30 protein-coding genes, 2 tRNA genes and 1 riboswitch are annotated in these 24,687 nt (G+C 56.3%); of the genes, 13 read left to right on the top strand and 19 right to left on the bottom strand.

The window, feature by feature from the left end; genetic code table 11:
* Positions 1-31 precede the first annotated feature (31 nt).
* Positions 32-445: a CoA-binding protein gene (locus tag BH712_RS05995; RefSeq protein ID WP_006809337.1), complete on the top strand. Its 414-nt coding sequence runs from the start codon at positions 32-34 to the stop codon at positions 443-445.
* A 32-nt stretch (positions 446-477) separates the two neighbouring features.
* Here BH712_RS05995 and hspQ read toward each other — a convergent pair whose 3' ends face one another.
* Positions 478-795, bottom strand: a complete 318-nt coding sequence (gene hspQ, locus BH712_RS05990) for a heat shock protein HspQ (RefSeq protein WP_006809336.1) — start codon at positions 793-795, stop codon at positions 478-480.
* Positions 796-855: 60 nt separating this feature from the next.
* Positions 856-2,046, bottom strand: a complete 1,191-nt coding sequence (gene rlmI / locus BH712_RS05985; protein WP_015570890.1) for a 23S rRNA (cytosine(1962)-C(5))-methyltransferase RlmI — start codon at positions 2,044-2,046, stop codon at positions 856-858.
* Positions 2,047-2,139: 93 nt separating this feature from the next.
* On the opposite strand from rlmI, the gene yccX reads away from it, so the two are divergent.
* Positions 2,140-2,421, top strand: coding sequence for an acylphosphatase (gene yccX, locus BH712_RS05980; protein ID WP_174269505.1), 282 nt, complete (start codon positions 2,140-2,142; stop codon positions 2,419-2,421).
* Here yccX and tusE read toward each other — a convergent pair.
* Positions 2,418-2,747 (bottom strand): sulfurtransferase TusE, encoded by a 330-nt coding sequence (tusE, locus tag BH712_RS05975; RefSeq protein ID WP_003858129.1) that lies wholly within the window; start codon positions 2,745-2,747, stop codon positions 2,418-2,420. The two genes, yccX and tusE, sit on opposite strands and share 4 nt — an antisense overlap.
* 88 nt (positions 2,748-2,835) lie before the next feature.
* Entirely contained in the window at positions 2,836-3,495 is a 660-nt protein-coding gene (gene yccA, locus BH712_RS05970; RefSeq protein WP_003858127.1) for an FtsH protease modulator YccA, read from the bottom strand.
* Positions 3,496-3,765: 270 nt separating this feature from the next.
* Between yccA and BH712_RS05965 the strand changes: the two genes are divergently transcribed.
* Both BH712_RS05965 and BH712_RS05960 read left to right on the top strand, forming a co-directional pair.
* The gene (locus tag BH712_RS05965; RefSeq protein ID WP_032673549.1) at positions 3,766-5,394 is read left to right on the top strand and encodes an ABC transporter substrate-binding protein; all 1,629 of its coding nucleotides are present in this window, start codon (positions 3,766-3,768) and stop codon (positions 5,392-5,394) included.
* Between the two features lie 144 nt (positions 5,395-5,538).
* Positions 5,539-5,626: transfer RNA gene (locus BH712_RS05960), tRNA-Ser, on the top strand.
* Here BH712_RS05960 and BH712_RS05955 read toward each other — a convergent pair.
* Genes BH712_RS05955 through BH712_RS05945 form a run of 3 tightly spaced genes read right to left on the bottom strand, consistent with a single transcriptional unit; the run spans position 5,613 to position 8,481 of the window.
* Positions 5,613-6,449, bottom strand: coding sequence for an ABC transporter ATP-binding protein (locus BH712_RS05955; RefSeq protein WP_226864999.1), 837 nt, complete (start codon positions 6,447-6,449; stop codon positions 5,613-5,615). The genes BH712_RS05960 and BH712_RS05955 overlap by 14 nt on opposite strands.
* Positions 6,446-7,477: a FecCD family ABC transporter permease gene (locus BH712_RS05950; RefSeq protein WP_006809331.1), complete on the bottom strand. Its 1,032-nt coding sequence runs from the start codon at positions 7,475-7,477 to the stop codon at positions 6,446-6,448. Before BH712_RS05950 ends, BH712_RS05955 begins: the two co-directional genes overlap by 4 nt.
* Positions 7,474-8,481, bottom strand: coding sequence for an ABC transporter substrate-binding protein (locus BH712_RS05945; RefSeq protein WP_006809330.1), 1,008 nt, complete (start codon positions 8,479-8,481; stop codon positions 7,474-7,476). Before BH712_RS05945 ends, BH712_RS05950 begins: the two co-directional genes overlap by 4 nt.
* 173 nt (positions 8,482-8,654) lie before the next feature.
* Here BH712_RS05945 and BH712_RS05940 point away from each other — a divergent pair, with 173 nt between their 5' ends.
* Positions 8,655-10,268 carry a mechanosensitive ion channel family protein gene (locus BH712_RS05940; protein WP_006809329.1) on the top strand — a complete coding sequence of 538 codons (1,614 nt, stop codon included), beginning with the start codon at positions 8,655-8,657 and terminating at the stop codon, positions 10,266-10,268.
* A 31-nt stretch (positions 10,269-10,299) separates the two neighbouring features.
* Here BH712_RS05940 and BH712_RS05935 read toward each other — a convergent pair whose 3' ends face one another.
* Positions 10,300-10,827, bottom strand: a complete 528-nt coding sequence (locus tag BH712_RS05935; RefSeq protein ID WP_006809328.1) for a helix-turn-helix domain-containing protein — start codon at positions 10,825-10,827, stop codon at positions 10,300-10,302.
* Between the two features lie 253 nt (positions 10,828-11,080).
* Between BH712_RS05935 and BH712_RS05930 the strand changes: the two genes are divergently transcribed.
* A tRNA-Ser gene (locus tag BH712_RS05930) sits at positions 11,081-11,168 on the top strand.
* Between the two features lie 42 nt (positions 11,169-11,210).
* Here the strand turns inward: BH712_RS05930 and BH712_RS05925 are convergent.
* The gene (locus tag BH712_RS05925; RefSeq protein ID WP_006809327.1) at positions 11,211-12,212 is read right to left on the bottom strand and encodes a magnesium transporter; all 1,002 of its coding nucleotides are present in this window, start codon (positions 12,210-12,212) and stop codon (positions 11,211-11,213) included.
* Positions 12,213-12,272: 60 nt separating this feature from the next.
* Positions 12,273-12,442: riboswitch (M-box (ykoK) riboswitch) on the bottom strand.
* 157 nt (positions 12,443-12,599) lie between these two features.
* Here BH712_RS05925 and BH712_RS05920 point away from each other — a divergent pair.
* Together BH712_RS05920 and agp are read left to right on the top strand one after the other, a co-directional pair.
* Positions 12,600-13,100 carry a DedA family protein gene (locus tag BH712_RS05920; protein WP_032673548.1) on the top strand — a complete coding sequence of 167 codons (501 nt, stop codon included), beginning with the start codon at positions 12,600-12,602 and terminating at the stop codon, positions 13,098-13,100.
* A gap of 104 nt (positions 13,101-13,204) precedes the next feature.
* Positions 13,205-14,446, top strand: coding sequence for a bifunctional glucose-1-phosphatase/inositol phosphatase (gene agp / locus BH712_RS05915; RefSeq protein ID WP_006809325.1), 1,242 nt, complete (start codon positions 13,205-13,207; stop codon positions 14,444-14,446).
* Between the two features lie 32 nt (positions 14,447-14,478).
* Here agp and BH712_RS05910 read toward each other — a convergent pair whose 3' ends face one another.
* Positions 14,479-14,706 (bottom strand): YccJ family protein, encoded by a 228-nt coding sequence (locus tag BH712_RS05910; RefSeq protein ID WP_006809324.1) that lies wholly within the window; start codon positions 14,704-14,706, stop codon positions 14,479-14,481.
* An 18-nt stretch (positions 14,707-14,724) separates the two neighbouring features.
* The gene (gene wrbA / locus BH712_RS05905) at positions 14,725-15,321 is read right to left on the bottom strand and encodes an NAD(P)H:quinone oxidoreductase (RefSeq protein ID WP_006809323.1); all 597 of its coding nucleotides are present in this window, start codon (positions 15,319-15,321) and stop codon (positions 14,725-14,727) included.
* A gap of 390 nt (positions 15,322-15,711) precedes the next feature.
* On the opposite strand from wrbA, the gene BH712_RS05900 reads away from it, so the two are divergent.
* The 4 genes from BH712_RS05900 to BH712_RS05885 all read left to right on the top strand — a co-directional run bounded on the left by BH712_RS05900 (position 15,712) and on the right by BH712_RS05885 (position 17,775).
* Positions 15,712-15,882: a con-10 family general stress protein gene (locus BH712_RS05900; RefSeq protein ID WP_001273664.1), complete on the top strand. Its 171-nt coding sequence runs from the start codon at positions 15,712-15,714 to the stop codon at positions 15,880-15,882.
* A gap of 116 nt (positions 15,883-15,998) precedes the next feature.
* Entirely contained in the window at positions 15,999-16,904 is a 906-nt protein-coding gene (locus tag BH712_RS05895; RefSeq protein WP_006809322.1) for a DMT family transporter, read from the top strand.
* 73 nt (positions 16,905-16,977) lie between these two features.
* Positions 16,978-17,247: a type II toxin-antitoxin system TacA family antitoxin gene (locus BH712_RS05890; protein ID WP_001303459.1), complete on the top strand. Its 270-nt coding sequence runs from the start codon at positions 16,978-16,980 to the stop codon at positions 17,245-17,247.
* A gap of 6 nt (positions 17,248-17,253) precedes the next feature.
* Positions 17,254-17,775: a GNAT family N-acetyltransferase gene (locus BH712_RS05885; RefSeq protein WP_006809321.1), complete on the top strand. Its 522-nt coding sequence runs from the start codon at positions 17,254-17,256 to the stop codon at positions 17,773-17,775.
* A 58-nt stretch (positions 17,776-17,833) separates the two neighbouring features.
* Here the strand turns inward: BH712_RS05885 and rutG are convergent, their stop codons facing one another.
* The 7 genes from rutG to rutA are packed head-to-tail and all read right to left on the bottom strand — an operon-like array spanning position 17,834 to position 23,268.
* Entirely contained in the window at positions 17,834-19,156 is a 1,323-nt protein-coding gene (gene rutG / locus BH712_RS05880; RefSeq protein WP_006809320.1) for a pyrimidine utilization transport protein G, read from the bottom strand.
* Positions 19,157-19,177: 21 nt separating this feature from the next.
* The gene (gene rutF / locus BH712_RS05875) at positions 19,178-19,672 is read right to left on the bottom strand and encodes an NADH-dependent FMN reductase RutF (protein WP_006809319.1); all 495 of its coding nucleotides are present in this window, start codon (positions 19,670-19,672) and stop codon (positions 19,178-19,180) included.
* A gap of 9 nt (positions 19,673-19,681) precedes the next feature.
* On the bottom strand, positions 19,682-20,272 hold the full coding sequence (locus BH712_RS05870; protein WP_006809318.1) for a malonic semialdehyde reductase: 591 nt from the start codon (positions 20,270-20,272) through the stop codon (positions 19,682-19,684).
* A gap of 9 nt (positions 20,273-20,281) precedes the next feature.
* On the bottom strand, positions 20,282-21,082 hold the full coding sequence (gene rutD / locus BH712_RS05865; protein WP_006809317.1) for a pyrimidine utilization protein D: 801 nt from the start codon (positions 21,080-21,082) through the stop codon (positions 20,282-20,284).
* A gap of 7 nt (positions 21,083-21,089) precedes the next feature.
* A complete protein-coding gene (rutC, locus tag BH712_RS05860) occupies positions 21,090-21,476 on the bottom strand; it encodes a pyrimidine utilization protein C (RefSeq protein ID WP_006809316.1) in 387 nt (128 codons plus the stop codon).
* A gap of 11 nt (positions 21,477-21,487) precedes the next feature.
* Positions 21,488-22,177 (bottom strand): pyrimidine utilization protein B, encoded by a 690-nt coding sequence (gene rutB / locus BH712_RS05855; protein ID WP_006809315.1) that lies wholly within the window; start codon positions 22,175-22,177, stop codon positions 21,488-21,490.
* Complete coding sequence (rutA, locus tag BH712_RS05850; RefSeq protein ID WP_006809314.1) at positions 22,177-23,268, bottom strand: pyrimidine utilization protein A; 1,092 nt, start codon at positions 23,266-23,268, stop codon at positions 22,177-22,179. Before rutA ends, rutB begins: the two co-directional genes overlap by 1 nt.
* Positions 23,269-23,513: 245 nt before the next feature.
* Here rutA and rutR point away from each other — a divergent pair, with 245 nt between their 5' ends.
* Positions 23,514-24,152: an HTH-type transcriptional regulator RutR gene (rutR, locus tag BH712_RS05845; RefSeq protein WP_006809313.1), complete on the top strand. Its 639-nt coding sequence runs from the start codon at positions 23,514-23,516 to the stop codon at positions 24,150-24,152.
* Positions 24,153-24,270: 118 nt separating this feature from the next.
* Here the strand turns inward: rutR and BH712_RS05840 are convergent, their stop codons facing one another.
* Positions 24,271-24,672, bottom strand: a complete 402-nt coding sequence (locus tag BH712_RS05840) for a lysozyme inhibitor LprI family protein (RefSeq protein ID WP_006809312.1) — start codon at positions 24,670-24,672, stop codon at positions 24,271-24,273.
* Between the last annotated feature and the right edge of the window lie 15 nt (positions 24,673-24,687).

Below are 24,687 nucleotides of genomic sequence, written 5' to 3'. Positions count from 1 at the left end.
GTACACTTTAAAAAAAACCAGGAGGAAGAGCATGAAAGAGAACGACATTGTCGAGATTCTGACGTCCACGCGCACTATCGCGCTGGTCGGCGCGAGCGATAAACCGGATCGCCCAAGCTATCGGGTCATGAAATACCTTCTGGACCAGGGTTATCACGTAATCCCGGTTTCGCCGAAGGTGGCGGGGAAAACGCTGCTGGGTCAGCAGGGCTATGCGACGCTTGCGGACGTGCCGGAAAAGGTAGATATGGTGGACGTGTTCCGCAATTCAGAGGCGGCCTGGGGCGTGGCGCAGGAGGCGATCGCTATCGGCGCGAAAACGCTGTGGATGCAGCTGGGCGTGATTAATGAGCAGGCGGCTGTGCTGGCGCGCGATGCCGGGTTAAAGGTGGTGATGGATCGCTGTCCGGCAATCGATATCCCCCGTCTGGGGCTGGCAAAATAAAAAAAGCCCGTTTGACGGGCTTTTTAACACCTTTAGTTTCGCAGTCTTGGTGCCTGTAACTGTTTGCGGATGGTCTGAGCAAGCTCATCCATAGTGGGTTGTTCCGGATGCTCATCCTGTAGTTCACCACTCAGCTGCGCTTCGGCAAGATAGGTATGGACAGGCTGACCATCGTCGCCCTCCATAACCACATGATACCAGGGCGCGGCGCGAAGCTCTGCGTCAACCGCCAGCTCGTCTGCTGACGGTTCATCAAGGGAATACTCCGGGTCGATATCCACGACCACACCCAAATATCCAAGCAAGGTGTGGCGGACCTGCTGGCCGATACCGAATTTGCTGGCAATCATAGTCACCTCCCGGGAAACATTACATACACACTATGTGCGGGCAATATTTCTCTTTTCAAGTTACATGACGCGACAGGCAAACCCTTTCAGATACAGCCCTTCCGGGTAGGTAGCGATCACCGGGTGATCGGCGGCCTGACGGAACTGCTCTATAAATTGTACATCACGACCCGCATCTATTGCGGCATCGGCGATGATTTTTTGGAATAAATCTGTCGTCATCAGGCCAGAGCAGGAGAATGTCAGCAGTACGCCGCCCGGGTTCAGCAGCTGGATCGCCAGCATGTTGATATCTTTATAGCCACGGCAGGCGCCCATCAGCTGGCTTTTGTTTTCCACAAACTTCGGCGGGTCCATCACGATGACGTCAAATTTCTCGCCCTGGTCGCGGTATTTACGCAGCAGTTTAAACACGTCGTCACGCACAAACTCCGCTTTGCTCAGATCCAGCTTGTTCAGCTCAACGTTCTGTTTCGCCACATCCAGCGCTTCCTGTGAGGTGTCGACGCTCACCACCTGAGCACAGCCGCCCATCAGGGCAGAGACCGCAAAGCCGCCGGTATAGGAGAAGCAGTTCAGCACGCGCTTATCGGCAACGTACTGGCGCGTCGCCAGACGGCTGTCACGCTGGTCGAGGTAATACCCGGTCTTATGGCCACCCTGGATATCCACCAGCAGCTTCATGCCATGTTCTTCGATAGGCAGCAGGGCAGGGGGCAGTTCGCCAGTGACCGGGCCTTGCGTCAGCTCCATGCCCTCTTTTTTGCGCACCGCCACGTCGCTGCGGTCGTAAATGGCGCATTCCGGGAACAGGGTTTGCAGCGCGCTAATCAGCGCGGCACGTTGGTACTCCGCCCCGGCGCTGAGAAGTTGCAGCACCAGGAAATTGCCGAAGCGGTCGATTGTCACCCCTGGCAGCCCGTCGGATTCACCGGCAATCAGACGATAGCTGTCCAGTCCGTCACGCTTTGCCAGCCACTCGCGCCACTGCTGCGCCTGTTGCAGACGACGGACGAAGAAGTCGATATCGATGGTTTCTTCTTTATCGAACGTCCAGACGCGCGCGCGGATCTGAGATGCAGGTGAATATGCGCCGCGTGCTAACCATTTCCCCTGATGGTCAACAATATCGATGGTTTCACCGAGGCTGGCTTTACCTTCCATGCGGGCAACCGCGCCGGAAAAGACCCAGGGATGACGGCGCAGTAATGACTTCTCGCGCCCTTTGGCTAACACTAAACGTACACTCATAATTTGCTATTCTGTCGATTCCAATGAAATGGCCGCCCTTTTCCCGACTTCAGTGAGGAAATGCAACGCGCCAGTCGGATAAGGAGAAGGATGATGTCAAATGTTTGCACCATTGCCTGGGTCTATGGCCTTGTACAGGGCGTCGGATTCCGCTACAGCACCCAGCGCGAAGCCCTTCAGCTTGGGCTGACGGGGTATGCGCGTAACATGGATGACGGCAGCGTGGAGGTCGTGGCCTGCGGTGAGGCGGATCGGGTAGAGAAGCTGGTGGCGTGGCTGAAAGCGGGCGGACCGCGCAGCGCGCGGGTTGATAAAGTGCTAACGGAACCGCATCAACCCGGCCGGGAATACGCTGACTTCAGTATTCGCTATTAAATACATTTTACCGGTTTTGGCAGACCGGCAATTTTTGTCGCCTGTTTAGCCGGGCCTTTCGGAAACAGGCGATACAGATAACGGCTGTTGCCTTTCTCTTCGCCAAACTTATTTGCCATGGCTTTGACCAGCATGCGGATAGCGGGTGAGGTGTTGAATTCAAGGTAAAATTCCCGCACAAAGCGCACCACTTCCCAGTGTTCCGGGGAGAGGGTAATTCCTTCGTTTTCCGCAATTTTCTCCGCCAGCGCTTCGCTCCACTGGCTGCTCTCTTTCAGATAACCGTCGTTATCGGTTTCGATCTCTTTGCCTTCAAAACTCAACATAATCATTCACGCGTTAGTCAAAAACCGCATCAGTCTACCAAAAAAACAAAGCCCCGCATAAGCGGGGCCATGTTCACAACACGATGAGTTAATCGCGGCTGGCGAAGCCCAGGATGCTCAGCAGGCTGACGAAAATGTTGTACAGCGACACATACAGGCTCACGGTGGCGCGGATATAGTTCGTTTCACCGCCATGAATGATGTTGCTGGTTTCATACAGGATTGCGCCGGATGAAATCAGGATAAACACCGCGCTGATTGCCAGATGCAGCGCAGGCAATTGCAGGAAGATGTTCGCCAGCATACCGACCAGCACAATCACGATACCCGCCATCAGCATACCGCCAAGGAAGGACATGTCCTTACGGGTGGTCAGCACGTAGGCCGAGCAGCAGAAGAACACCAGCGCGGTACCGCCCAGCGCCATACCAATCACGTCACCCATACCGGCAGACAGATAGGCGTTCAGGATTGGCCCCAGGATGTAGCCCAGGAAGCCGGTAAAGGCGAACGCGGAAAGAATACCTACTGGTTTATCCGCGGTTTTGTAGGTCAGGAACATCAGACCATACATACCCACCAGCGTCAGGATCAGACCCGGAGAAGGCAGCATCAGTACGGTGCTGGCCGTCGCGGTGATCGCCGAAAACGCCAGCGTCAGGCTGAGCATAAAATAAGTATTGCGCAGCACCTTATGGGTGCTGAGTAGCGATGTGCGGTCGCGTGAAGAAGTAATAATACGATCCATGAGTCACTCTCTTATGACAGATGTAATTAGCGCAAAGAATAGGAAACGGCGCGGCAGACGCAAAGTGGTTTTACCCATCTTTACTCAGCCCCTTAGGGATTATGCTGGTTTTTTATTCTGGTAAAGCCTTTGTCCTCAGAATGAAGTGCGGTTTGTAGGGCGGATTCAGATCAACCTCTTATAGGTTACTGAAAAATATTGCGTTATTTCCCTAAGGCCGCTACGAGTTATTTCCGGATCGTCATAAAAACAGACAATAAGGCGAAGGAAATGAAACCAAAAACACGCACGCACTTTACGCTCTCTTTGTTAACCGCGGGGATCCTGTGCGCGAGCACGGCAACCTGGGCGGCTAACGTGCCGGCAGGAACCCAGCTGGCAGATAAGCAGGAACTGGTCAGAAACAACGGCAGTGAACCCGCCTCGCTCGACCCGCATAAAGTCGAAAGCGATGTCGAATTCAATATTATCAGCGATTTATTCGACGGGCTGGTCAGTGTCTCTCCGGCAGGTGAAATCCAGCCGCGCCTGGCGGAGAAATGGGAAAATAAAGACAACACCGTCTGGACTTTCCATCTGCGCCCGGGCATTACCTGGAGCGACGGAACCCCCATCACCGCGGAAGATATTGTCTGGAGCTGGCAGCGGCTGGTCGACCCGAAAACCGCCTCTCCCTATGCCAGCTATCCCGGCAGTATGCGTATCGTCAACGGCGCTGATATTGCAGAAGGCAAAAAAGCGCCCGAGTCGCTGGGTGTGAAAGCCATCAATGACACCACGCTGGAAGTGACGCTCACGCAGCCAAATGCCGCGTTCCTGGCGATGCTGGCTCACCCGTCTCTGGTGCCGATAGATAAAGTCCTGGTAGGCCGTTTCGGTGATAAGTGGACCAAGCCGGAGCACTTCGTCAGCAGCGGGGCCTATAAACTGTCACAGTGGGTGGTGAACGAACGCATCGTGGCGGTGCGGAACCCGAAATACTGGGATAACGAACATACCGTCATCAACAAGGTGACCTATCTGCCCATTTCCTCTGAAGCTGCTGACGTCAACCGCTACAAAGCGGGCGAAATCGACATTGTTTACACGGTGCCGATCAACCAGTTTGCTCAGCTGAAGAAAACGCTGGGGAGCGAGCTGGACGTTTCACCGCAGCTTGCCACCTATTATTATCAGTTCAACACCACCCGGCCGCCGTTCAACGACGCCCGCGTGCGCAAGGCGCTGAACCTGGCGCTGGATAAAGACATCATCGCCGGGAAAGTATTAGGGCAGGGGCAGCGCCCGGCATGGCTGATCAGCCAGACGGATATTGGCGGCGTCAAGCTACAGAACCCGGATTACGCCAGCTGGCCGATGGATAAACGCATTGCCGAGGCGAAAAAGCTGCTGGCCGAAGCCGGATTTAACGACAGCCATCCGCTCAGCTTTAATCTCCTCTATAACACGTCAGAATCGCATCAGCGTATTGCCATTGCCGCCAGCTCTATGTGGAAGAAGAACCTCGGTGTGGAGGCGAAGCTGCAAAATCAGGAGTGGAAAACCATGCTTGATACTATGCACACCCATAACTTTGACGCGGTACGCTACGCCTGGATTGCCGATTACGACGATGCGGCAACCTTCCTGAACACCTTCCGTACCGGGGATAGCCAAAACACCACGCAGTACAGCAATCCGGACTACGATCGGGCTCTGGCGAACGCGGCGAAATCGAAAACGGCGGAGGAGCGCGGTAAGTTCTACCAGGAGGCAGAAGATCTGCTGGGACGCGATGTACCGGCGATCCCGGTCTATCACTACGTGCGCACGCACCTGGTAAAACCCTGGGTGGGGGGATTCACGCCGGACAAGCTCGGGTATTACTACACCAAAGATATGTACATCAAAAAGCACTAACGATCCGCGGTGGATATTATGCTGGCAAAATGGCCAATCTGTCGTCTATTCAACCGATTAAACGCATTTTGGCTATTTTTAAAGCGAACGAATGCGCGCACTCTTTACAGCGCGCGGTGAGGTGTTTATAGTTCGCCTCACTTAGGAAGCGTGGCCGAGCGGTTGAAGGCACCGGTCTTGAAAACCGGCGACCCGAAAGGGTTCTAGAGTTCGAATCTCTACGCTTCCGCCAAATTCGAAACCCCTGCGATAGCAATATCGCAGGGGTTTTTGCTTTTGCGCCAGACTTCAGCCATGCCGCCCATGTTGTAGCTTATCGTGATCCCGGCGTCGGCCTTACTGACCTGCGCTTTTACGCACCAGGTGTCCTCGATGTTTGCTGGCGTCAGCACCGCTTCGGGCGCGCCCGTGGCTGAAATCTTTCCGGCTTTCAGGAGGATCAGCCGCTGGCAGTAATTGGCCGCAAGGTTGAGATCGTGCAGTGCAACCACCACCGTAAGCGGCAGCTGTGAAACGAGCCGCATCAGCTCCAGCTGGTGCTGAATGTCCAGGTGGTTCGTTGGTTCATCAAGCAACAGCACCTGCGGCTGCTGGGCCAGCGCGCGGGCTATCTGGCTTCGCTGACGCTCTCCGCCAGACAAAAACTGCCATCGCCGCTGGCGCAATCCGGTTAACTGCATCAGGCCAATCGCCTGTTCAACCGCAGCCTCATCCTCGCGAGTGGTTCTCTGGAATGTTTTCCGGTAGGGCGTACGCCCCAGTCTAACGATTTCCTCAACGGTCAGCTCTCCGTCGACTTCAGCATGTTGCGGAACAAAGGCCATGGTCTGCGCGCGTGTTTTCAGTGGCATCGTGCCAAGCGTTGTGCCATTAAGCGCAACACGTTCGCTAAGTCGCGGGATCAGCCCGGCGAGACAGCGCAATAGCGTCGACTTGCCCGAGCCGTTTGGCCCTAACAGGCCGACAATCTGCCCGGATGGCAGGTCGAGATCAATATCCTTCAGCACCGTCTGCGCTTGTCGGGTTACGGTTAACCCGGCCACGGTAATATTCATGGATGCTCCTTTCGGTTTTGATAAAGCAACGCCACAAAGACGGGGGCGCCCACCAGCGCAGTCACCACTCCGATGGGCAGAACCTGGTGCACAATCAGCGTGCGTGAGACGATATCTGCGAGGATCATAAAGTGGGCGCCGATGAGAAACGTCAGCGGGATCGCGCGACGATGACCCGGCCCGCATAGCATGCGCGTCACGTGGGGGATCACCAGTCCCACAAACCCCACTGCGCCTATGGCGCTCACCATCGTTGCGGTGACGACGGCGCAGGTCAGCAATAAGACAATACGCACGGCGGTAACCGGGATCCCCAGCGTGGCAGAGACCTCATCCCCGAAGGTGAAGGTATCCAGCGCCCGCGAAAAGAGAAATATCACCAGTAAACCTGCAAGCGTAACGGCCAGCGCCAGTAGCGCGTCAGGCCAGCGCACGCCGCTCAGGCTCCCCAGCAGCCAGAACATGACGCTACGGGACTGCTCGGCATTGGCGGACGTGCTGACAACGTACGCGGTCATGGCGTTGAAGAGTTGAGTACCCGCAATGCCAGCCAGTAAAATGCGTGACGGGCTTGCGCTCATGCCGTTTGTAATCAGCATGATGAGCGCAAAGGCGGCGCAGGAGCCGACAAACGCACCGCTGCTCACGCCAATCACGCTTCCCCCGATACCGAGAAGCATTACACAGACGGCGCCCAGTGATGCGCCCGCGGAAATCCCCAGCAGATACGGCTCAGCCAGAGGGTTACGCAGGATCGACTGTAACACCAGCCCGCACAGCGCCAGGCCACCGCCGCTGCACGCCGCCATTACTGCCCGGCTCATGCGATATTCCCAGATGATACCTTCCTCTGTTTGCGGCAACGCATAAGCGGTCAACCCCAGTCCGTTGAGGATCGCTTTCCCGGTACTGGCATACGACACCGGCATATCACCGATACTGGCGGCAAAGACCAGCATCAGCGGCAGCGCCATGATGCCTGCCGCCAGTAAAGTTTGCTGGCGGCGTTCAAAAGCCAACGGACTCATTGTTCATCCCGGAAAGAAGCCAGTCGATCGCTGATAAGCTCAACGGCATCAACGTTACGCAATGAAGGGTTTAACGACATCGCTGGCACCACGATGATGTGGTTGTTCCTGACCGCAGGCATGTTCTTCGTCACCGGGTCACTGCGCAAGAATGCTTCTTTTACCGCAACGTCATCGGCAGGGTAGAGCCTGCGGGACATCTCAGCGATAACAATCACGTCCGGCTGCGACCGGGCAATATGTTCCCACGTTACAGCTGGCCATTCGTCGTGAGAGTCAATAATGTTCTTCAACCCCAGCGTGCGGCTGATCCAGCCAGGCGCGCCGTAATTCCCCGCCACCCAGGGGTCGCCGTTCAGACGGCTGCTGGAGAACCAGAACACGACGCGAAGCGGTTTCGCTGAGACGCGCGCCCGGGCCTTTTCGATACGTTCCGTCAGCGCGCGGTTGAGCTGCTCACCTCGGGCGGAAACATCAAAAATCGTGGCCAGATCTGTCACTTCCCGCGTAATTTCCGCCAGTGAAAACGGCGCGCTTCGTGCTCCGTCTGCGTTTGACGTTTCCGTCACCGCTTTATCCGTGCAGTCGGCAGGGGAGATCCAGGTATTTATTCCCAGCGATGCAAACTGCTCACGTGTTCCCACTTCTCCCTGCGGACCAATGTGCCAGTGATACTGCGCGAGAACGAGCTCCGGTTTCTGTCCCACCACAGCTTCAAAAGAGGGCGAATTTTCTGTGAGCCGGGGAAGGTTTTTTCCGGCATCCGCCAGCGGAGCCGGAAGTTCACCGAACCAGACCGACGTCGCGGCGATCGTTTTCTCCAGCCCCAGAGCGAGCAATAATTCAGTTTCATGCTGACCCACGGTCACGACGCGCTGAGGAGCCTGCGCAAAGGTCTGCGTTACGCCGCAATTTTCTATCGTGAGAGGCCAGGAGGTTGCGGCGAAAGCGGCAGGTGCCATGGAAAGAAGTGAAGCCAGAAATAACCCTTTTTTAAGTCTCATAGAACGCAATCCGAAAATGTTATGTTATAACATAATACATATATTGTGTTTGAGAGCAACACGCTCACGGTTGCATCTTGCAGAAACGGAAGGCTGGACTATTCTCAACATACCCACCTGGCATTCGCGGGTTGCCTGAAAAATAACAAGATTTCTGACCTGGGGTAGTGAGGATGAAAAAAATCCTGCTCGCGTTTGCGTTCTGTTTTGCCGCCCTGAGCGCCTTCTCATCGTATGCCGCAGAGCCTCGCCAGGCGCCTACGGAGCAGGAGCGCGCCCGAACCGTCTATATCTTCCATCAGCCGATCGTCATGCTACAGGCGAAGTTTGGCCTGACTACGCCCGAAGAGCGCGTTTTACGCATCCGCAACACCCTGCGCAATTTTACCGAGGCGGATGTACGTGAGCCGCTCAGCGTCGTCCCCGTCACCCGCTATAACCAGCAGGGACGGCTGATAGTGATGAACGGTAAGCCGGTGATGCTGCTGACGGAAGGGGATTTGGATGAAGGGGACGATCTTACCCTCGATCAGGCCGCGCAGCGCGTGCTGGCGCGCATGGAAGCGCAGAGAATGGCGCTGCGCGATCAATACGATACCGGCTGGCTGGCGCTGTCGACGGTAAAAACAGCCGCTGGTCTGCTGGCGCTTATGCTGCTCTGCTATGGCGCCTGGCGATCCTGGCGCTGGTTCCGGCGCGTCTACCGTCGGCGTATTGTGGAGAATCGCAGCCGTGTACCGCAAAGCTGGCGGCGGTACATAGGCGCAATTGAGATTCGGCTTTACGGCATCCTGATGTTCCTGCTGGGGTTGATTGGCTTTTACGTCTGGCTGAGCTGGGCATTCAGCCTGTTTCCATGGACCCGGGTGTGGGGCACGTCGCTGGGGGACTGGACGCTTCGCGTGGTGCAGCAAATCGCCCTGGCAATTGTCTCGGCCTTGCCGGGGCTGACGATTGTGCTGATCATTTTCCTCCTTACCGCTTTTATTCTGAAGCTTCTCAAGGTGGTGCTCAATCAGGTGGAGGCTGGTCGTCTGCAACTCCCCGGCGTCCATCCGGAAACCGTGGGGGCGACCCGCAAGCTCATTTCCGTTGCCGTCTGGCTATTTGCTCTCTCTGCCGCCTGGCCGTTTCTCCCCGGCGCAAACTCGCTGGCGTTTAAAGGTATTAGCGTCTTCTTCGGCCTGATGTTAACGCTGGGCTCGGCGGGGGTAATGAACCATGCCATGAGCGGTCTGGTCCTGATTTACTCCCGCGCCCTGCGTAAAGGCGATGTCATTCGGGTGGCGGATAACGAAGGTAAGGTCAGTGAAATAGGCATGCTGGCGACCAAAATTATTACCCGGGAAAATTATGTCGTTACCGTGCCCAATGCGGTGGTGGTGAGCGGTAAGATCACCAACCTGAGCGCGCTACAGCCCGATGGCAGCCTCAATCTGACGGTCAGCGTCACGATCGGTTATGACACCCCATGGCGTCAGGTGCATGCCATGCTGGAGCTGGCTGCGAAACGGGCAAAAGGAATTGACCTTACCGAGCCGCCGCTGGTGCGCCAGTTAGGGTTAATGGACTGGTATATCGCTTACGAATTGCAGGTTCGTCTGCTGCCCGATCAGTCCCTCGCGGTTGCCCGCAATGAACTGCACAGCCAGATACAGGACGTGTTTAATGAATTTAACGTGCAGATCATGTCCCCGAATTTTGTTATGCAGCCGGAGGGCAGCGTGATGGTTGCCAAAGAGAACTGGTATCCCGCGCCAGCTAAACCCCCTCAGGGCGAAAACTGATGCGTCGGTTTTGGCGAGGCCAGGCGAAATGTCACAGCTTCTGATCGACAATCGCCGATTTTATCCGGGTCATCGCCAGAATATTTTTAGAACGCATATTTAATTTCTCGAGGATCCTCACGCGGTAGGTGCTGGTGGTTTTTTGTGACAGTTTTAACTTTTTCGCGATCTCATGGTTTTCCATATGAAAAAGCTTCAGCACGTCATATTCGCGTCGCGTAAAGGAGTGTGTTCTCAGCGCCCGATAAAAACGCATTAATTGTTGAAAAGGGTGAGCAGTAAAATGCATCGACGAATAGATAATATTATCGATTCTCACCGCGCTGTTGGCTTCTATCTCATGCATCAGGACGATGTAATCACGTTTGACTTTTTTGACCTGCTGAATGGTTTTATTGCGTAACTTATCCTGTTCAATCGCAATGATAAAATCCATTGCTGGATCGAGCCTGTTGAGATCGTGAATATCCGCGTCATCGCGAATCAAACAGGTGGATGTCAGGGCGCTTGAAACACCATGGCAAAGGTAATAGTTATCACTGATAAATATAAAATTCATAATCGTCGTTAAATAAAGTCATGGCTAATCTCGTATCGCAGTGATGCACGGTTAATGGGTGTTGTACGAAAAAGAGTCTAAATGACCACCCGCGAATTTAATAAACGTAATGAATGTAAAAATAAATGTTTACATTTTAGCCAGTCGATGATGAAAAAGTCAGCGAGGCGGAAGGGAACGACGAAGATGCTTAACGTAATGCAATTTCATGCTTTACATCATGCTCAGAGATGTTTATAGTGCGCCTCACTTTGGAAGCGTGGCCGAGCGGTTGAAGGCACCGGTCTTGAAAACCGGCGACCCGAAAGGGTTCTAGAGTTCGAATCTCTACGCTTCCGCCAAATTCGAAAACCCTGCGATAGCAATATCGCAGGGTTTTTTCGTTATTCCAGCCCCAGCGTATACTGCGCGATTTTGAAGTAGATAATCAGCCCGGTTCCGTCGATCAGCGTGGCGATAAACGGTGCGGAGACCACCGCCGGGTCGATTTTGCAGCGTTTCAGTACCATCGGGATCACCGACGAGACGATTGCGCTCCACAGCGTAATGCAGACCAGGGTCAGGCTGACGATGAGCGTGATTTCCATCCCAATGCCCATTATCCAGGCGCGAATGCAGCCCGCCAGACCCAGCGTGGCGGCAATCATTAGCGAGGTGCTCATCTCTTTGCGCAGCACGCGACCCACGTCGCGAAGGTGAACTTCCCCCAGCGCCATGGCGCGCACCAGCGTCGAGGTGATCTGCGTCCCGCTGTTTCCGCCGGTGCCAATCAGCAGCGGAATAAAGAACGCCAGCGCGATGGCGGATTCCAGCGCCTCTTCAAAATGCTGGATCACCGAACTGGTATACGCTTCTGCAACAAACAGCAGCAGCAGCCAGACGGAGCGTTTCTTCCACAGGCTAAAGGCGCTGGTTTCCAGATAGGGCTTTTCCAGCGGCAGCGTCGCCCCCTGAAGCTGGGCATCTTCTGTCACATCATCTTCCAGCAGATGGGCGATTTCGCGCTCGGTCAGGCAGCCCACCAGCTTGCCGTGGGTTACTACCGGCACAACATCCGCACCCGCGTGCGCCAGGACCCCGGCGACATCCGCCCGCTCATCTTCCGGTTTGAGCTGGATAAAATCCGATATCATCAGCCCCTTTACGGGCTGTACGGTATCCGTGGCCTGCAAGAGTTTGCGTACGGCAATCAAACCCGCGAGGCGACCGTTATCTTCGATAAAAATATGCGACGGAATATCATCGTCTTTTAATTTTTCAAAGAACTGTTCGCGTGCCAGAGCCACGCATAATGAAATATCGATAACAATAAAATCGGTATTCATATATTGCGCGATGGCGCTGTCATTAAAAGCCAGGTTTTGGTTGTGAATAGCGTAAGACATAGTAAATTCCCTTTGAATAATAAAATCTCTCAGGGGCGAGCAAGACAGGGCATGTCGGAAAGGAGATCCCCACGTCCTGGGTTCAGCACTGTACACCGTATCCCGAAAGGGAAGTTATACTGACAAAGCCTTGATTCGACAGTGCCTGTTTTACCCTGTGCCGGTTCTCTCGAACCCACCAGAGCGATAACGTGTATTTGTACAGGAGCCTCGCCATAACGAGATCGTTGTAAAACGGGAGGGATAATACGCTTATTTAAAATGGCTGCCGAAGAATTTTAATAATGTTTAAGTACGGTTTAAATGAATATTATTAAAGGGATGTTGACGTTTTATTTAACCGGTTTCACTTCTAATGGAGAATTCACTGGTTATCGGGAGAGTAAAATGGCATGGCTGGACACGCTGCTGGATCATTTTGCGCATTATCCGACGCATCTGTTCGCGCTGCTCGTTATTATGGCGTTGAGTAAATCGACGGTGCTGGTCTCCTCCGTGCTGCCGCCCGCATCGGTCATGCTGCTGGCAGGGATCGCCGTCAGCCAGTCAAGCATGCATCCGGCGCTGACGTGGCTGGCGGTGGTGATGGGCGCTACGGCAGGTTCGGTGCTGAATTACCATATCGGCCAGCTGATGGGGCATACCCGGCTGGTGTCACGCTTCACGGCAAAACATGCCGATAAGTTTTTGCGGGTACAGCACCAGCTGCATAAAAATGGCGTGCTGGTGTTGTTCACTTCGCGTTTCCTGGCGGTACTGCGCTATATCGTGCCGCTGGCGGCGGGCATGCTCAGGCTGAACGCGTTAAAGGTATACGCCGTCAGCCTGCTTTCAGCCTGCGCATGGGCAGCGCTGTATGTCGGCATCGTCACCGGCATCAGCGTCTGAATCAGCGAGTCACGTATTTATCAGTATGAGAAATGCTTCCCGAAAAACCTGTCACGAATCTGTCACACTCAGTGCGACATTAAAAAACGTGTGAGGAATTAGGGATGAGAAAAGCACTACTCGCAGTTGCTGTGGCAGGTACCCTTTCCGTGACCTTTGGCGCACAGGCGCAGGTCACGCCGGACGGCTATCAGCTGGAACAGGTGCTCATCATGAGCCGCCACAACCTGCGCGCGCCGCTTGCCAATAACGGCAGCGTGCTGGAGCAGTCCACGCCGAAGCAGTGGCCGGAGTGGGACGTTCCGGGTGGACAGCTCACCACCAAAGGGGGCGTACTGGAAGTGTATATGGGTCACTATATGCGCGAGTGGCTGGCAGAGCAGGGGATGGTGAAGACGGGTGAATGCCCGCCAGCGGATACCGTCTATGCCTACGCCAACAGCCTCCAGCGCACCGTGGCGACCGCCCAGTTCTTTAACACCGGCGCGTTCCCGGGGTGCGATGTTCCTGTGCATCATCAGGAAAAAATGGGCACCATGGATCCGACATTCAATCCGGTCATTACCGATAACTCCCCGGAATTCCGCGAAAAAGCGCTGAAAGCGATGGAGTCCGAGCGGCAGAAAATGCAGCTTGGCGAAAGCTACAAGCTGCTGGAGCAGATGACCAGCTACGCCGACTCGCCGTCCTGCAAAGAGAAAAAAGTCTGCTCGCTGGCGGACGCGAAAGATACCTTCAGTGCCGACTATGAAAAAGAGCCGGGCGTCTCCGGGCCGCTGAAGGTGGGTAACTCGCTGGTGGATGCGTTCACGCTACAGTATTACGAAGGCTTCCCGACAGACCAGGTGGCCTGGGGCGAAATCAAAACCGATCAGCAGTGGCGGGTGCTGTCGAAGCTGAAAAATGGCTATCAGGATTCGCTGTTTACCTCGACGGACGTGGCGCAAAACGTGGCTAAACCGCTGGTGAAGTACATTGATAAAGCGCTGGTGACCGAACAGGCAAAAGCGCCAAAAATTACCCTGCTGGTGGGGCATGACTCCAACATCGCCTCGCTGCTGACTGCGCTGGACTTCAGGCCATATCAGCTGCACGACCAGCAGGAACGGACCCCGATTGGCGGTAAAATTGTCTTCCAGCGCTGGCATGACAAAAACACTAATCAGGAGCTGATGAAAATTGAGTATGTTTACCAGAGTTCTGACCAGTTGCGTAACGCCAGCGTACTGTCGCTGCAATCCCCTGCGCAGCGCGTGACGCTGGAGCTGAAGGGCTGTCCGGTGGATGGCAATGGCTTCTGTCCGATCGATAAATTCAATGCGGTGATGAATAACGCGGCGAAATAGCAGAAATCCCCCCGCGCGAGCGGGGGGCACGTTCAGACGTTTTTACGTTCGATGGTTTGCTCGCCCCAGAACAGCGAGTCTTTGTCGGTTTTTTCGAAGGCGCGAACCAGCACTTCATCGTTGCCTTCTTCCCAAATCTGTTCAGCCAGCTTTTCGTCATAATTGGCGACTTCAAAGATGGCTTCGGCAATCTCCGGAGAGGTATTGCGTAAACTTGCCCATTCACCCACGTGGTGAGCTTTGGATTCTTGCGTTGGCATACTTGTCCTCCTGTTGGGTTAGCCGTTCAGTTTTTTGGCAAGACCCGCGACGTATTCACCCTGATAGCGGGCGATTGAAAGTTCTTCATTGCTTGGCTGGCGTGAACCATCCCCACCGGCAATGGTGGTTGCGCCATACGGTGTCCCGCCACGAACCTGGGAAACATCGAACAGTTCCTGCGCGCCGTAGCCAATTGGCACTATCACCATCCCATGATGTGCAAGGGTAGTCCAGGTTGAGGTGATCGTCTGCTCCTGACCGCCACCCGTGCCGGTAGAGCTGAACACGCTGGCGAGCTTGCCATATAACGCACCGGAGGCCCAAAGCCCGCCCGTCTGGTCGAGGAAGGTGCGCATCTGGCCGGACATATTGCCGAAGCGGGTCGGGGTGCCGAAGATAATGGCATCATAGTCTGCCAGCTCCTGCGGGGTCGCCACCGGGGCATTTTGTGTTTTCCCGCCAGCTTTGGCGAAGGCTTCCGCCTGCATGGTTTCCGGTACGCGTTTAACCACGACCTCAACGCCGTCTACTCTGTTTGCGCCTTCTGCTACTGCGTGAGCCATGGTTTCAATGTGTCCATACATGGAATAATAGAGCACCAGAACTTTTGCCATTTTGCATCACTCCTCGTTGGTTTTCTTACAGCGGATCGCTGCGCTCCTTTAAAGATATGACATCACAGCCAGACTGCAAAAATGAACGGCATTTCTTTGATATATAACAATATCTTTTGGTTGTGCGCCTTGTAGCAAAATGAAACAACTTTAGCGGCGCGGATTTTCCAAAATATAAGAATGGCTTATGTATAACCGTTGAAATATTTCATACGAAAGGCTGAGATCATGTTGCAGAATATTACCTCTCGCTTGCCGGATAGCCGCATTACACTAAGCTTAGTTTCACGCGGCACAGATAAAGGCACTGCCCTTGAGCCGCGAGGTGAAAGAATCCTCTTTTACTGAATGCAATATGATGTCTAATGTTTCACACTCTGGAGGTTAGAGATGGCAAACCATCGTGGTGGTTCAGGTAATTTCGCTGAAGACCGTGAAAGAGCATCAGAAGCAGGTCGTAAAGGTGGCCAGTCTAGCGGGGGCAACTTTAAAAACGACCCTCAGCGCGCATCAGAGGCTGGTAAAAAAGGGGGTAAAAATAGCCACGGCAGCAACAAGTAGTACGCCGGGTTAACTCCCTGCCGCCGGGTTTCCCGGCGGTTTTTTTATGTCTGCAACATTGAACTGTAACCAAAGGCATCGCACACTACAGGATTGATTCTTCGTGCTGGTGTCCCATGTCCGTTTCCCGTTTTACCTTCTCCATTAAGCCTCAGGAAGCCATCCTGATTTTAATCACCATGTTCTGGGGCGGAACCTTTCTCGCCGTTCAGTACGCGGTCACGATGAGCGATCCGTTTTTCTTCGTGGGTCTGCGCTTTGCAACCGCGGCAATCGCCGTGGCGCTTATTTCGTTGAAAACGCTGCGCGGGTTGACCCTGAGAGAGCTTAAAGCGGGTGTCGCCATTGGCGTGGCGATTGCCATGGGTTACAGCCTGCAAACGTGGGGACTTCAGTCTATCTCCAGCAGTAAATCTGCCTTTATCACCGCCATGTACGTACCGCTGGTGCCGCTGTTGCAGTGGCTGTGCCTCGGCAGAATGCCGGGCCTGATGTCGTGCATTGGCATCGTGCTGGCGTTCATCGGCCTCATTTTATTAGCCGGGCCGGAAAATAATCTGCTGGCGCTGGGGCCGGGGGAGATCATCACCCTGGTGGGGACCGTTGCCATTGCGGCTGAAATTATTCTGATTAGCGCCTGGGCAGGGAAAGTGGACGTTAAGCGGGTGACGGTCGTGCAGCTTGCCACTGCGTCGCTGGTGGCGTTCGCGACGATGGTCCCGGCAGGGGAGTCTGTGCCGCCGATGTCCACAGGGCTTATCGTCGTGGCGCTGGGGCTGGGCATTTTCAGCGCCATTATCCAGGTCACCATGAACTGGGCGCAGCGCAGCGTATCCCCGACACGGGCGACGGTCATTTACACCGGTGAGCCGGTGTGGGCGGGTATTTTCGGGCGACTCGCCGGGGAGCGTCTGCCGCTGCTGGCGCTGGTGGGCGCGGCGTTTATTATTCTCGGCGTACTGGTGAGTGAGTTAAAGCTCCGCAAGCGCCGGAATGCGGCGAGCGATTTAACGGCCGAATAAGCTTTTGATTGAAATAAAGCGCAGGTTTAACTACGATATGTACGGATAAAAACCGTACACGATAAATGAAACCATGCCAGCACTTAAAAAACAGCGTATCGATCTTCGCTTATCGGACGAAGACAAAACAATGATTGAAGAAGCGGCAGCGATGACCAACCAAACGATCACCCAGTTTATGGTGAACAGTGCGTCAGAGCGGGCTGCCGAAGTCATCGAACAGCATCGGCGTCTCGTATTAAACGAAGCCTCATGGAATGCCGTTATGGATGCCATCGATAATCCGCCAGAGCCAAATGAACGCCTGAAACGCGCGGCGAAACGTCTTCGAAACATGGAGTGAAGCGTCGTGGCAAATCTCACGATCGAAATGTTATCAGAGGGAACCGATTACGATTTCGGCAATTTCGATTGTGGTGAACCCTCGCTCAATGCCTTCCTTACCGATCACCTGGTACGTCAGCACAGCGGACGTATTTTACGCGGCTACCTACTTAAAGAACGCGACCACCCACGTATCCTGGGCTATTACACGCTTTCGGGAAGTTGCTTTGAAAAAGCGATGCTTCCTTCAAAGACTCAGCAGCGCCGCATCCCATACAGCAACGTCCCCAGCGTGACGCTGGGACGTCTGGCTGTCCATAAAGAACTACAGGGAAACGAGTGGGGAACAACGCTTGTCACACACGCTATGCGCGTTGTTTATCTGGCGTCGCAGGCTGTTGGCGTCCACGGAATTTTTGTGGATGCGCTTAACGAACGGGCCAAACGATTTTATCTGAAGCTGGGGTTTATCCCGCTGGCAGGTGAAAACAGCAGTTCACTGTTCTTCCCCACGCAATCTATCGAACGACTGTTTGAGCAGGTGTGATCGCTCTTAAGGAACATGCACGTCGGGTAAGGCGTCGCCGTCACCCGACGTGTAGATTTCACGGATCCTGAGTCACCACGGCGCCCTGCGGCGCGGCAGCCATCCGGCGGCTCAGCAGGGCGTTGAGCAGGATCGCGCCGAACGTTGCCGTGCCTATCCCGCCCACCGTAAACCCGCCCAGCGTCAGGGCGAAATCACCCGCCCCCAGCACCAGCGTCACCGCCACCATGATCAGGTTACCGTTCTGGCTCAGATCAACATGATTCTGCACCCAGATGCGTGCCCCCGCGACGGCAATCAGACCAAATACCACAATCGAGGCGCCGCCAATCACGGGTGCCGGGATGGTGTGGATCAATGCGCCGAATTTCGGGGAAAAGCCGAGCAGCATCGCCATCACCGCCGCCGCGACAAAGACCAGCGTCGAGTAGACTTTGGTCACCGCCATCACGCCGATGTTTTCCGCATAAGTGGTGACGCCGCTGCCGCCCACGGAACCCGAAAGCATGGTCGCCAGACCGTCTCCCACAAACGCCCGTCCCATGTACGGGTCCATATTGCGGCCAGTCATTCCCGCTACGGCTTTCAGATGGCCCAGGTTTTCAGCCACCAGAATAACCGCGACAGGCGCGATGAGCATCATCGCCTGAGCGTTAAAAGTGGGTGAGGTCAACTGCGGCACGCCGAACCAGGCAGCCTGGTGAATCAGTGTAAAATCAACCGGCTTGCCGAGGCCGAACACGTTCGCCAGCAGTGCGTAGACCAGACAGGCCGCAATCAGACCGACCAGGATCAGCAGCCGCTGGATCATGCCGCGCGTAAAGACCGCCACCACGCCAATGCACAGCACCGTAATCACCGCCATCCAGCTTTCAAACGGTGAACCGGAAACGCTCTTCACCGCAATCGGCGCGAGATTCAGGCCTATCGCCATCACCACCGCCCCGGTGACAACGGGGGGCATCATCCGCTCTATCCAGCGCGTGCCGACTTTCATCACCACCAGTCCGGTCAGGGTGTAGACCAGCCCACAGGCGATAATGCCGCCAAGGGCTACGCTCAGGTTGGGGTTAATGCCCTGACCGTTAAACCCGGTTGCCGCAATGACCACCCCGACGAAGGCGGCGCTGGAGCCGAGATAGCTCGGCACGTGCCCGCCGGTGACAAAAAAGAACAGCAGGGTACCGATACCCGACATCAATATGGCGAGGTTAGGATCCAGCCCCATTAGCATGGGCATCAGCACCGTCGCACCAAACATCGCGACCGCATGCTGCACACCCATCACCATCGTCTGCCCGAGCGGGAGCCTTTCATCCGGCGCGACCACGCCTGCTTCTGTGGAGGTCGATTTCAACTGCCAGTGGGGAAGTCCGAACATGATCTGTCTCCTTAATGCGGGTTAACAGGCGGGTCGCATAAGTGCGTGGTAGCCCCGGTCGAACCACACCAGCCCTTGCGGTGCAGGGTGGCGAATGATGGAAACGATGTCGCAGAACAGAATATCGTGAGTACCGACGCTGACCACCTGGCTGATGCGGCAGTCGAACGAGGCCAGGGCCGCCTCCAGGCGCGGGCAGCCCGTCTCACCCGTCTCCCAGCGAGCGGCGGCAAAGCGGTCCTCCATCGGCGTTTTACCGCCAAACAGGTTGGATAAAGGCTCCTGTCCGGCGCTCAGCGTGTTAACGCACAGGGTGCGATTCTCACTGAAGATCGGCCAGACGGACGCGCCACGGTTGAGGCAAACCAGCAGCGTCGGCGGCGAATCGGTCACGCTGCATACCGCGCTGGCGGTGAAGCCCGCCATTCCCGCCGGGCCGTCGGTGGTGATGATATTGACCGCCGCACCGACGCAGGCCATGGCATCACGGAACGTTTGTTGATCGGGTGTCGTCATGGTGGCTCCTTACGCCAGACCGCAGGCGTCTTCGAAGGTCAGACGCGGTAAGCGTCCATAGACTTTGCTCATATCGCCATAGCCGATGTTGATCAGCAGATTGCTTTTCAGCAGCGTGCCCGTGAAAAAGGCCGCGTCCACTTTTTCCCGGTCAAAGCCGGACATCGGCCCGGTGTCCAGCCCGAGCGCGCGACAGGCGAAGATCAGGTACGCGGCCTGCATCGAGCTGTTGCGAAAGGCGGTATCTTCCGCAAGCTCAGGGCTGGAGGTAAACCAGCTTCTGGCATCGCCGTGCGGAAACAGTTCCGGCAGGCGCTCATAAAACTCGCTGTCCCAGGCGACAATCGCCGTGACCGGGGCGGAGAGCGTTTTCTCAAGGTTGCCGCTGGAGAGTGCCGGGCGCAGCTTCTCTTTACCCTCCGGGCTTCGCACAAAGACAATGCGCGCCGGGGAGCAGTTGGCGGACGTCGGCCCCCATTTCATCAGGTCATAAATTTCGCGCAGCGTCTCGTCACTGACCGGTATATCCAGCCAGCCGTTATGGGTTCGTGCGCCGGTAAACAGCGTTTCCAGCGCGGCGGGCGTAATGGCTTCGCTCATTAAAGCTCCTTACAAAGCGGGTTCAGGGCTGTGCAGCAGGCTGGCAAGCCCGTTAAGCAGCACGGTGTTAAAGGTGTCCGGTTCGGTGACGTTGCAGGCATGACCTCCCTGGCGCATGACCGTTTTGCGGGCGTGCGGGAGGGTGGCGTGCAGTTCAGCGGAGCAGACGGACGGCACCAGCAGATCGTCGGCGGAACAGATAATCTGCACGGGGCAGCGAACGCATGCAGCGTGTTGGCTGAAATCGGCCTGCTTCAGCGCATGCAGCCTGCGCAGCAGATTGCTTTTACCCTGGAAATGGGCCAGCGCCAGCGCTTCCTCGGCCTCCAGCCGCGGAGCGCGGGCGGCCATCCAGTCTGCCGGGTAGAGGAACAGCGGCTGCGCCTCGACCCACGCCTGCGCGCCGCCCGCATGCAGCAGATGTTCGCGAACGTCAAAACAGCGGCGGGTATGGGCATGAAGGGTTAGCCAGCCGTTAACGCACACCAGCGCGATGAGGGCGTCGGGCTTATCGATGGCCATCCGCAGGCCGACCAGCGCCCCCAGCGCGTGGCCCACCACGCAGTAACGGACGATCCCGGCCTCGGATAACGCCAGAGTAAGCTCGTCGGCCATGTGTGCGAGGGTGTAGTCTTCCGGCAGGGTATCCGGGTTATTCCCCGTGCCCCGCTGGTCGTAGCACACCACCTGATACTCCTGCCCCAGCATGGCGAGCTGGGGCAGCCAGTAGCTCCCGCTGCCGCCCAGCCCGGCAATCAGCACCACTACGGGCGCGCCTGCAAAGGGGGGCGGGGAAATGGACAGTTTCATGGTCGCCTCACTTTGCGATGTGCGCAACGGTGGCGATTTCAACCAGCGCGTCCGGCTTCACCAGCCCGCACTGAATGCAAAACCGCGCCGGTTTATCGCCGGGGAAAAACTCCGCGTAGATTTCGTTAATCGCGGCGTAGTTTTTCCAGTCGGTGATAAAGATGCTGTTGAAGGTCACGTCCTCCATCGTGCCACCCGCCGTTTCGATCACGGTTTTGATCGTCTCCAGCACGTGGCGGGTTTGCGCCTTTGGGTCATCGATAAACACCACGTTGTTGTCTTTATCAAACGGCAGCGTGCCAGAGACATACACCACGCCGTCGGCGAGGGTGCCGGGAACAAACGGGGCAACCGGGGTGCTGGTGCCCGGCGGAATAATCACGGATTTCGGCATAGCGGTTCTCCTCAGGCGATACGGGCGAGGGGGGGATCCAGCGCGTCGCAGAAATCATTGACGGTACTGACCCAGCCAAAAAAGGTTTCGATATTGAACAGGGCGGCTTTCTGGGCGAAATCCGGCCCGGCCTGATGGGTGGCGTCTTCCAGCACCACGCCAAAATACTCGAGGAAAAAGCCGTCGCGCAGGGTGGACTCCACGCAGACGTTGGTGGCAATGCCCGTAAAGACCAGATGACGAATGCCCCGGCTGCGCAGCAGGCTGTCGAGCGGGGTATTGAAAAAGCCGCTGTAGCGTGGTTTCGGCAGCACGATGTCGCCGGGTTCCGGTACCAGCGCATCCACCAGCTGATAATCCCAGCCGCCTTTCGCCAGCAGCGTGCCCTGGAGTTCGGGCCGCTGGCGCATGGTTTTCAGGGCGTTGGATTTGTGAAAGTTGGGTGAGCCAGGGCCGCCAGCTTCGACGTACTGGTCGTCCCAGCCGTTCTGGAACCAGATGATGAGCATGCCCGCCGCGCGCGCGGCGCTCACGGCGGTTTTGATGTTCTCGATCACCGGCTGCGTGGCGGAGACGTCAAACCCCGCCAGATCCAGATACCCGCCTTTACTGGCATAGGCGTTTTGCATGTCCACCACAATCAGCGCGCTGCGCTGCGCGTCAAAGGTGATGGCTTCCGGGCGCGCGGTTAAGGTCGTCATTACGCCACCTCCTTCGTCACGGCTGGGATGTGGGCGCGGCACTGCATCAGCGGCTGAATGCGCTCGCCGAAGGTTTCCACGCCGGTGAGAAAATCATCGAAGGTCAGCAGTACGCCTTCGGCGCCGGGCACGGCAGCCACTTCATCGAGCATTCTGGCGACGCTGGCATACGAGCCAACCAGGGTGCCCATGTTGATATTGACGGCGGAGGTCGGGTCGGCCATCTGCCGCACGTTAGTATCCGCGCCGGAGCGGGTGTCCTTCAGGCTCTGCTCGGTTAGCCAGCTCAGCGCTTCGTCGTCAGCGCCGTCCTTATACCGCTCCCATTTGGCGCGCGCGGCGTCGTCGGTTTCGTCGGCAATCACCATAAACAGCACGTAGGAGCCCACGTCGCGCCCGGTTTTGTCGGCGGCCTCTTTCATCCGCGCGGCGGTAGGGGCGAAGGCGGCAGGGGTGTTAACGCCTTTGCCGAAGCAGAAGTTGAAGTCCGCGTATTTGGCGGAGAATTCCATTCCCGCGTCGCTCTGCCCGGCGCAGATAACCTTCATCGGCACCGACGGCTGCGGGCTGACGCGGCAGTCGTTCATGGTGAAGAAGTCGCCTTTGAAATCGCTTTTGCCGCTGCCCCACAGGTCGCGCAGCACCTGCACGTATTCGGTCAGGTAGTCATAGCGACGCGAGAAGTAATCGTCGCCCGGCCAGATCCCCATCTGCTCGTACTCCGGTTTTTGCCAGCCGGTGACCAGGTTAACGCCAAAGCGCCCGCCGGAGATGGAGTCGATGGTGGAGGCCATCCGCGCCACGATCGCCGGGGGCAGGGTGAGCGTGGCGGCGGTGGCGTAGATCTGGATGCGGGAGGTGACCGCCGCCAGGCCCGCCATCAGGGTGAAGGACTCCAGGTTGTGGTCCCAGAATTCAGTTTTGCCGCCAAAGCCGCGCAGTTTGATCATCGAGAGCGCAAAGTCGAAATGGTAGTGCTCCGCTTTCTGCACGATGGCTTTATTCAGCTCAAAGGTCGGCATGTATTGCGGGGCAGTGGTCGAGATAAGCCAGCCGTTGTTGCCGATCGGTACAAATACGCCAATTTTCATCACGAACCTCTCTTCATTACGTCGCAGGTGTAACGGCGATTTTGCAAAGGGAGTGCCAGTTTTGAAAAAAGCTTTGTTATTAATGTGTTAACTGCTGGTTGGTGAATTGGGTGTAAAAAATGTGGACTGAATGGTCAAAAACATTGCACAGAAAACAGGCACTCATGCGCGATGGGGGTGCAGAAGGTCGTGGCGAGACGGGGGTTTTGCTATGCTGAGCGCAGGAAAGAAAATGGAGAGCGAAAATGACACAAGGCGCAGTGAAAACACCCGGTAAACGTTCGCAGGCGGTGAGCGCCAAGAAACAGGCGATCCTCAGCGCCGCGCTGGAGACATTTTCGCAGTTTGGTATTCACGGTACGCGCCTTGAGCAGGTGGCGGAGCAGGCGGGGGTGTCCAAGACCAATCTGCTCTACTACTACCCGTCGAAAGAGGCGCTGTATGTGGCGGTGATGCAGCAGATCCTCGATATCTGGCTCGCGCCGCTTAAAGCCTTTCGCGAAGAGCTGGCCCCGCTGGTGGCGATTGAGGAGTACATACGCCTGAAGCTGGAGGTATCGCGTGATTACCCGCAGGCCTCACGGCTGTTTTGTCTGGAGATGTTGCAGGGCGCGCCGCTGTTGCAGGCGGAACTGACGGGGGATTTAAAGCAGCTGATGGACGATAAATCGGCGATTATTGCCGGATGGGTCGCCAGCGGAAAACTGGCGCCCGTCGATCCGCAGCACCTGATCTTTATGATTTGGGCCTCAACCCAGCACTACGCTGACTTCGCGGCCCAGGTCGAGGCGGTGACGGGTAAAACGCTCCAGAACGAGGCGTTTTTCCAGAGCACCCTGCAAAACGTACAGCGGATGATTATCGAAGGGATCCGCGTGCGCTAGTTCCCCCCTCACCCTAACCCTCTCCCCAGAGGGGAGAGGGGACTGTTCGGTGCTGTCTTTTAGCCCTCGCCTCTATGGGGTGAGGGGACTGCTCTGTGCTGTCTTTTCTCCCTCGCCTCTATGGGGAGAGGGCCGGGGTGAGGGGGCAGCTTAAGTCGCCCTCTTCACACTGCATCAGCGTGGCCAGAAACGCTTCGCGCTCGGCGGTTTTCTCCGCCAGACACTGGTTCACAATCATTGGCTGAACGCTTCCGCCTTCCGTACCCGAACCGATAAACGCGCAGTCCGCGTCGCGCAGGCTAATCCATGCCTGCTGCGCTTTTTTCAGCAGGTCGCGCTGGGGGGCCGCCGCACGTTTGATGGCGGCCTGATACGTCTCGTTGAGCTTTTTATCGGCGGCCTGGTACTGCTGCGCGCTACAGGTATTCAGCTCAAGCTGGGTGGTCGCGTTGTCGCACTCGTCGGCCAGCGCACTGGCGCTCAGCAGCAGTGCTGCGCCTGCGATAAGAAATCGTTTCATATACTCCCCAATAAA

Origin of the sequence: Enterobacter hormaechei ATCC 49162 (assembly GCF_001875655.1) — a bacterium.
In the GTDB taxonomy this organism is placed as follows: domain Bacteria; phylum Pseudomonadota; class Gammaproteobacteria; order Enterobacterales; family Enterobacteriaceae; genus Enterobacter; species Enterobacter hormaechei.
This window is presented reverse-complemented; position numbering and strand designations above follow the sequence as displayed.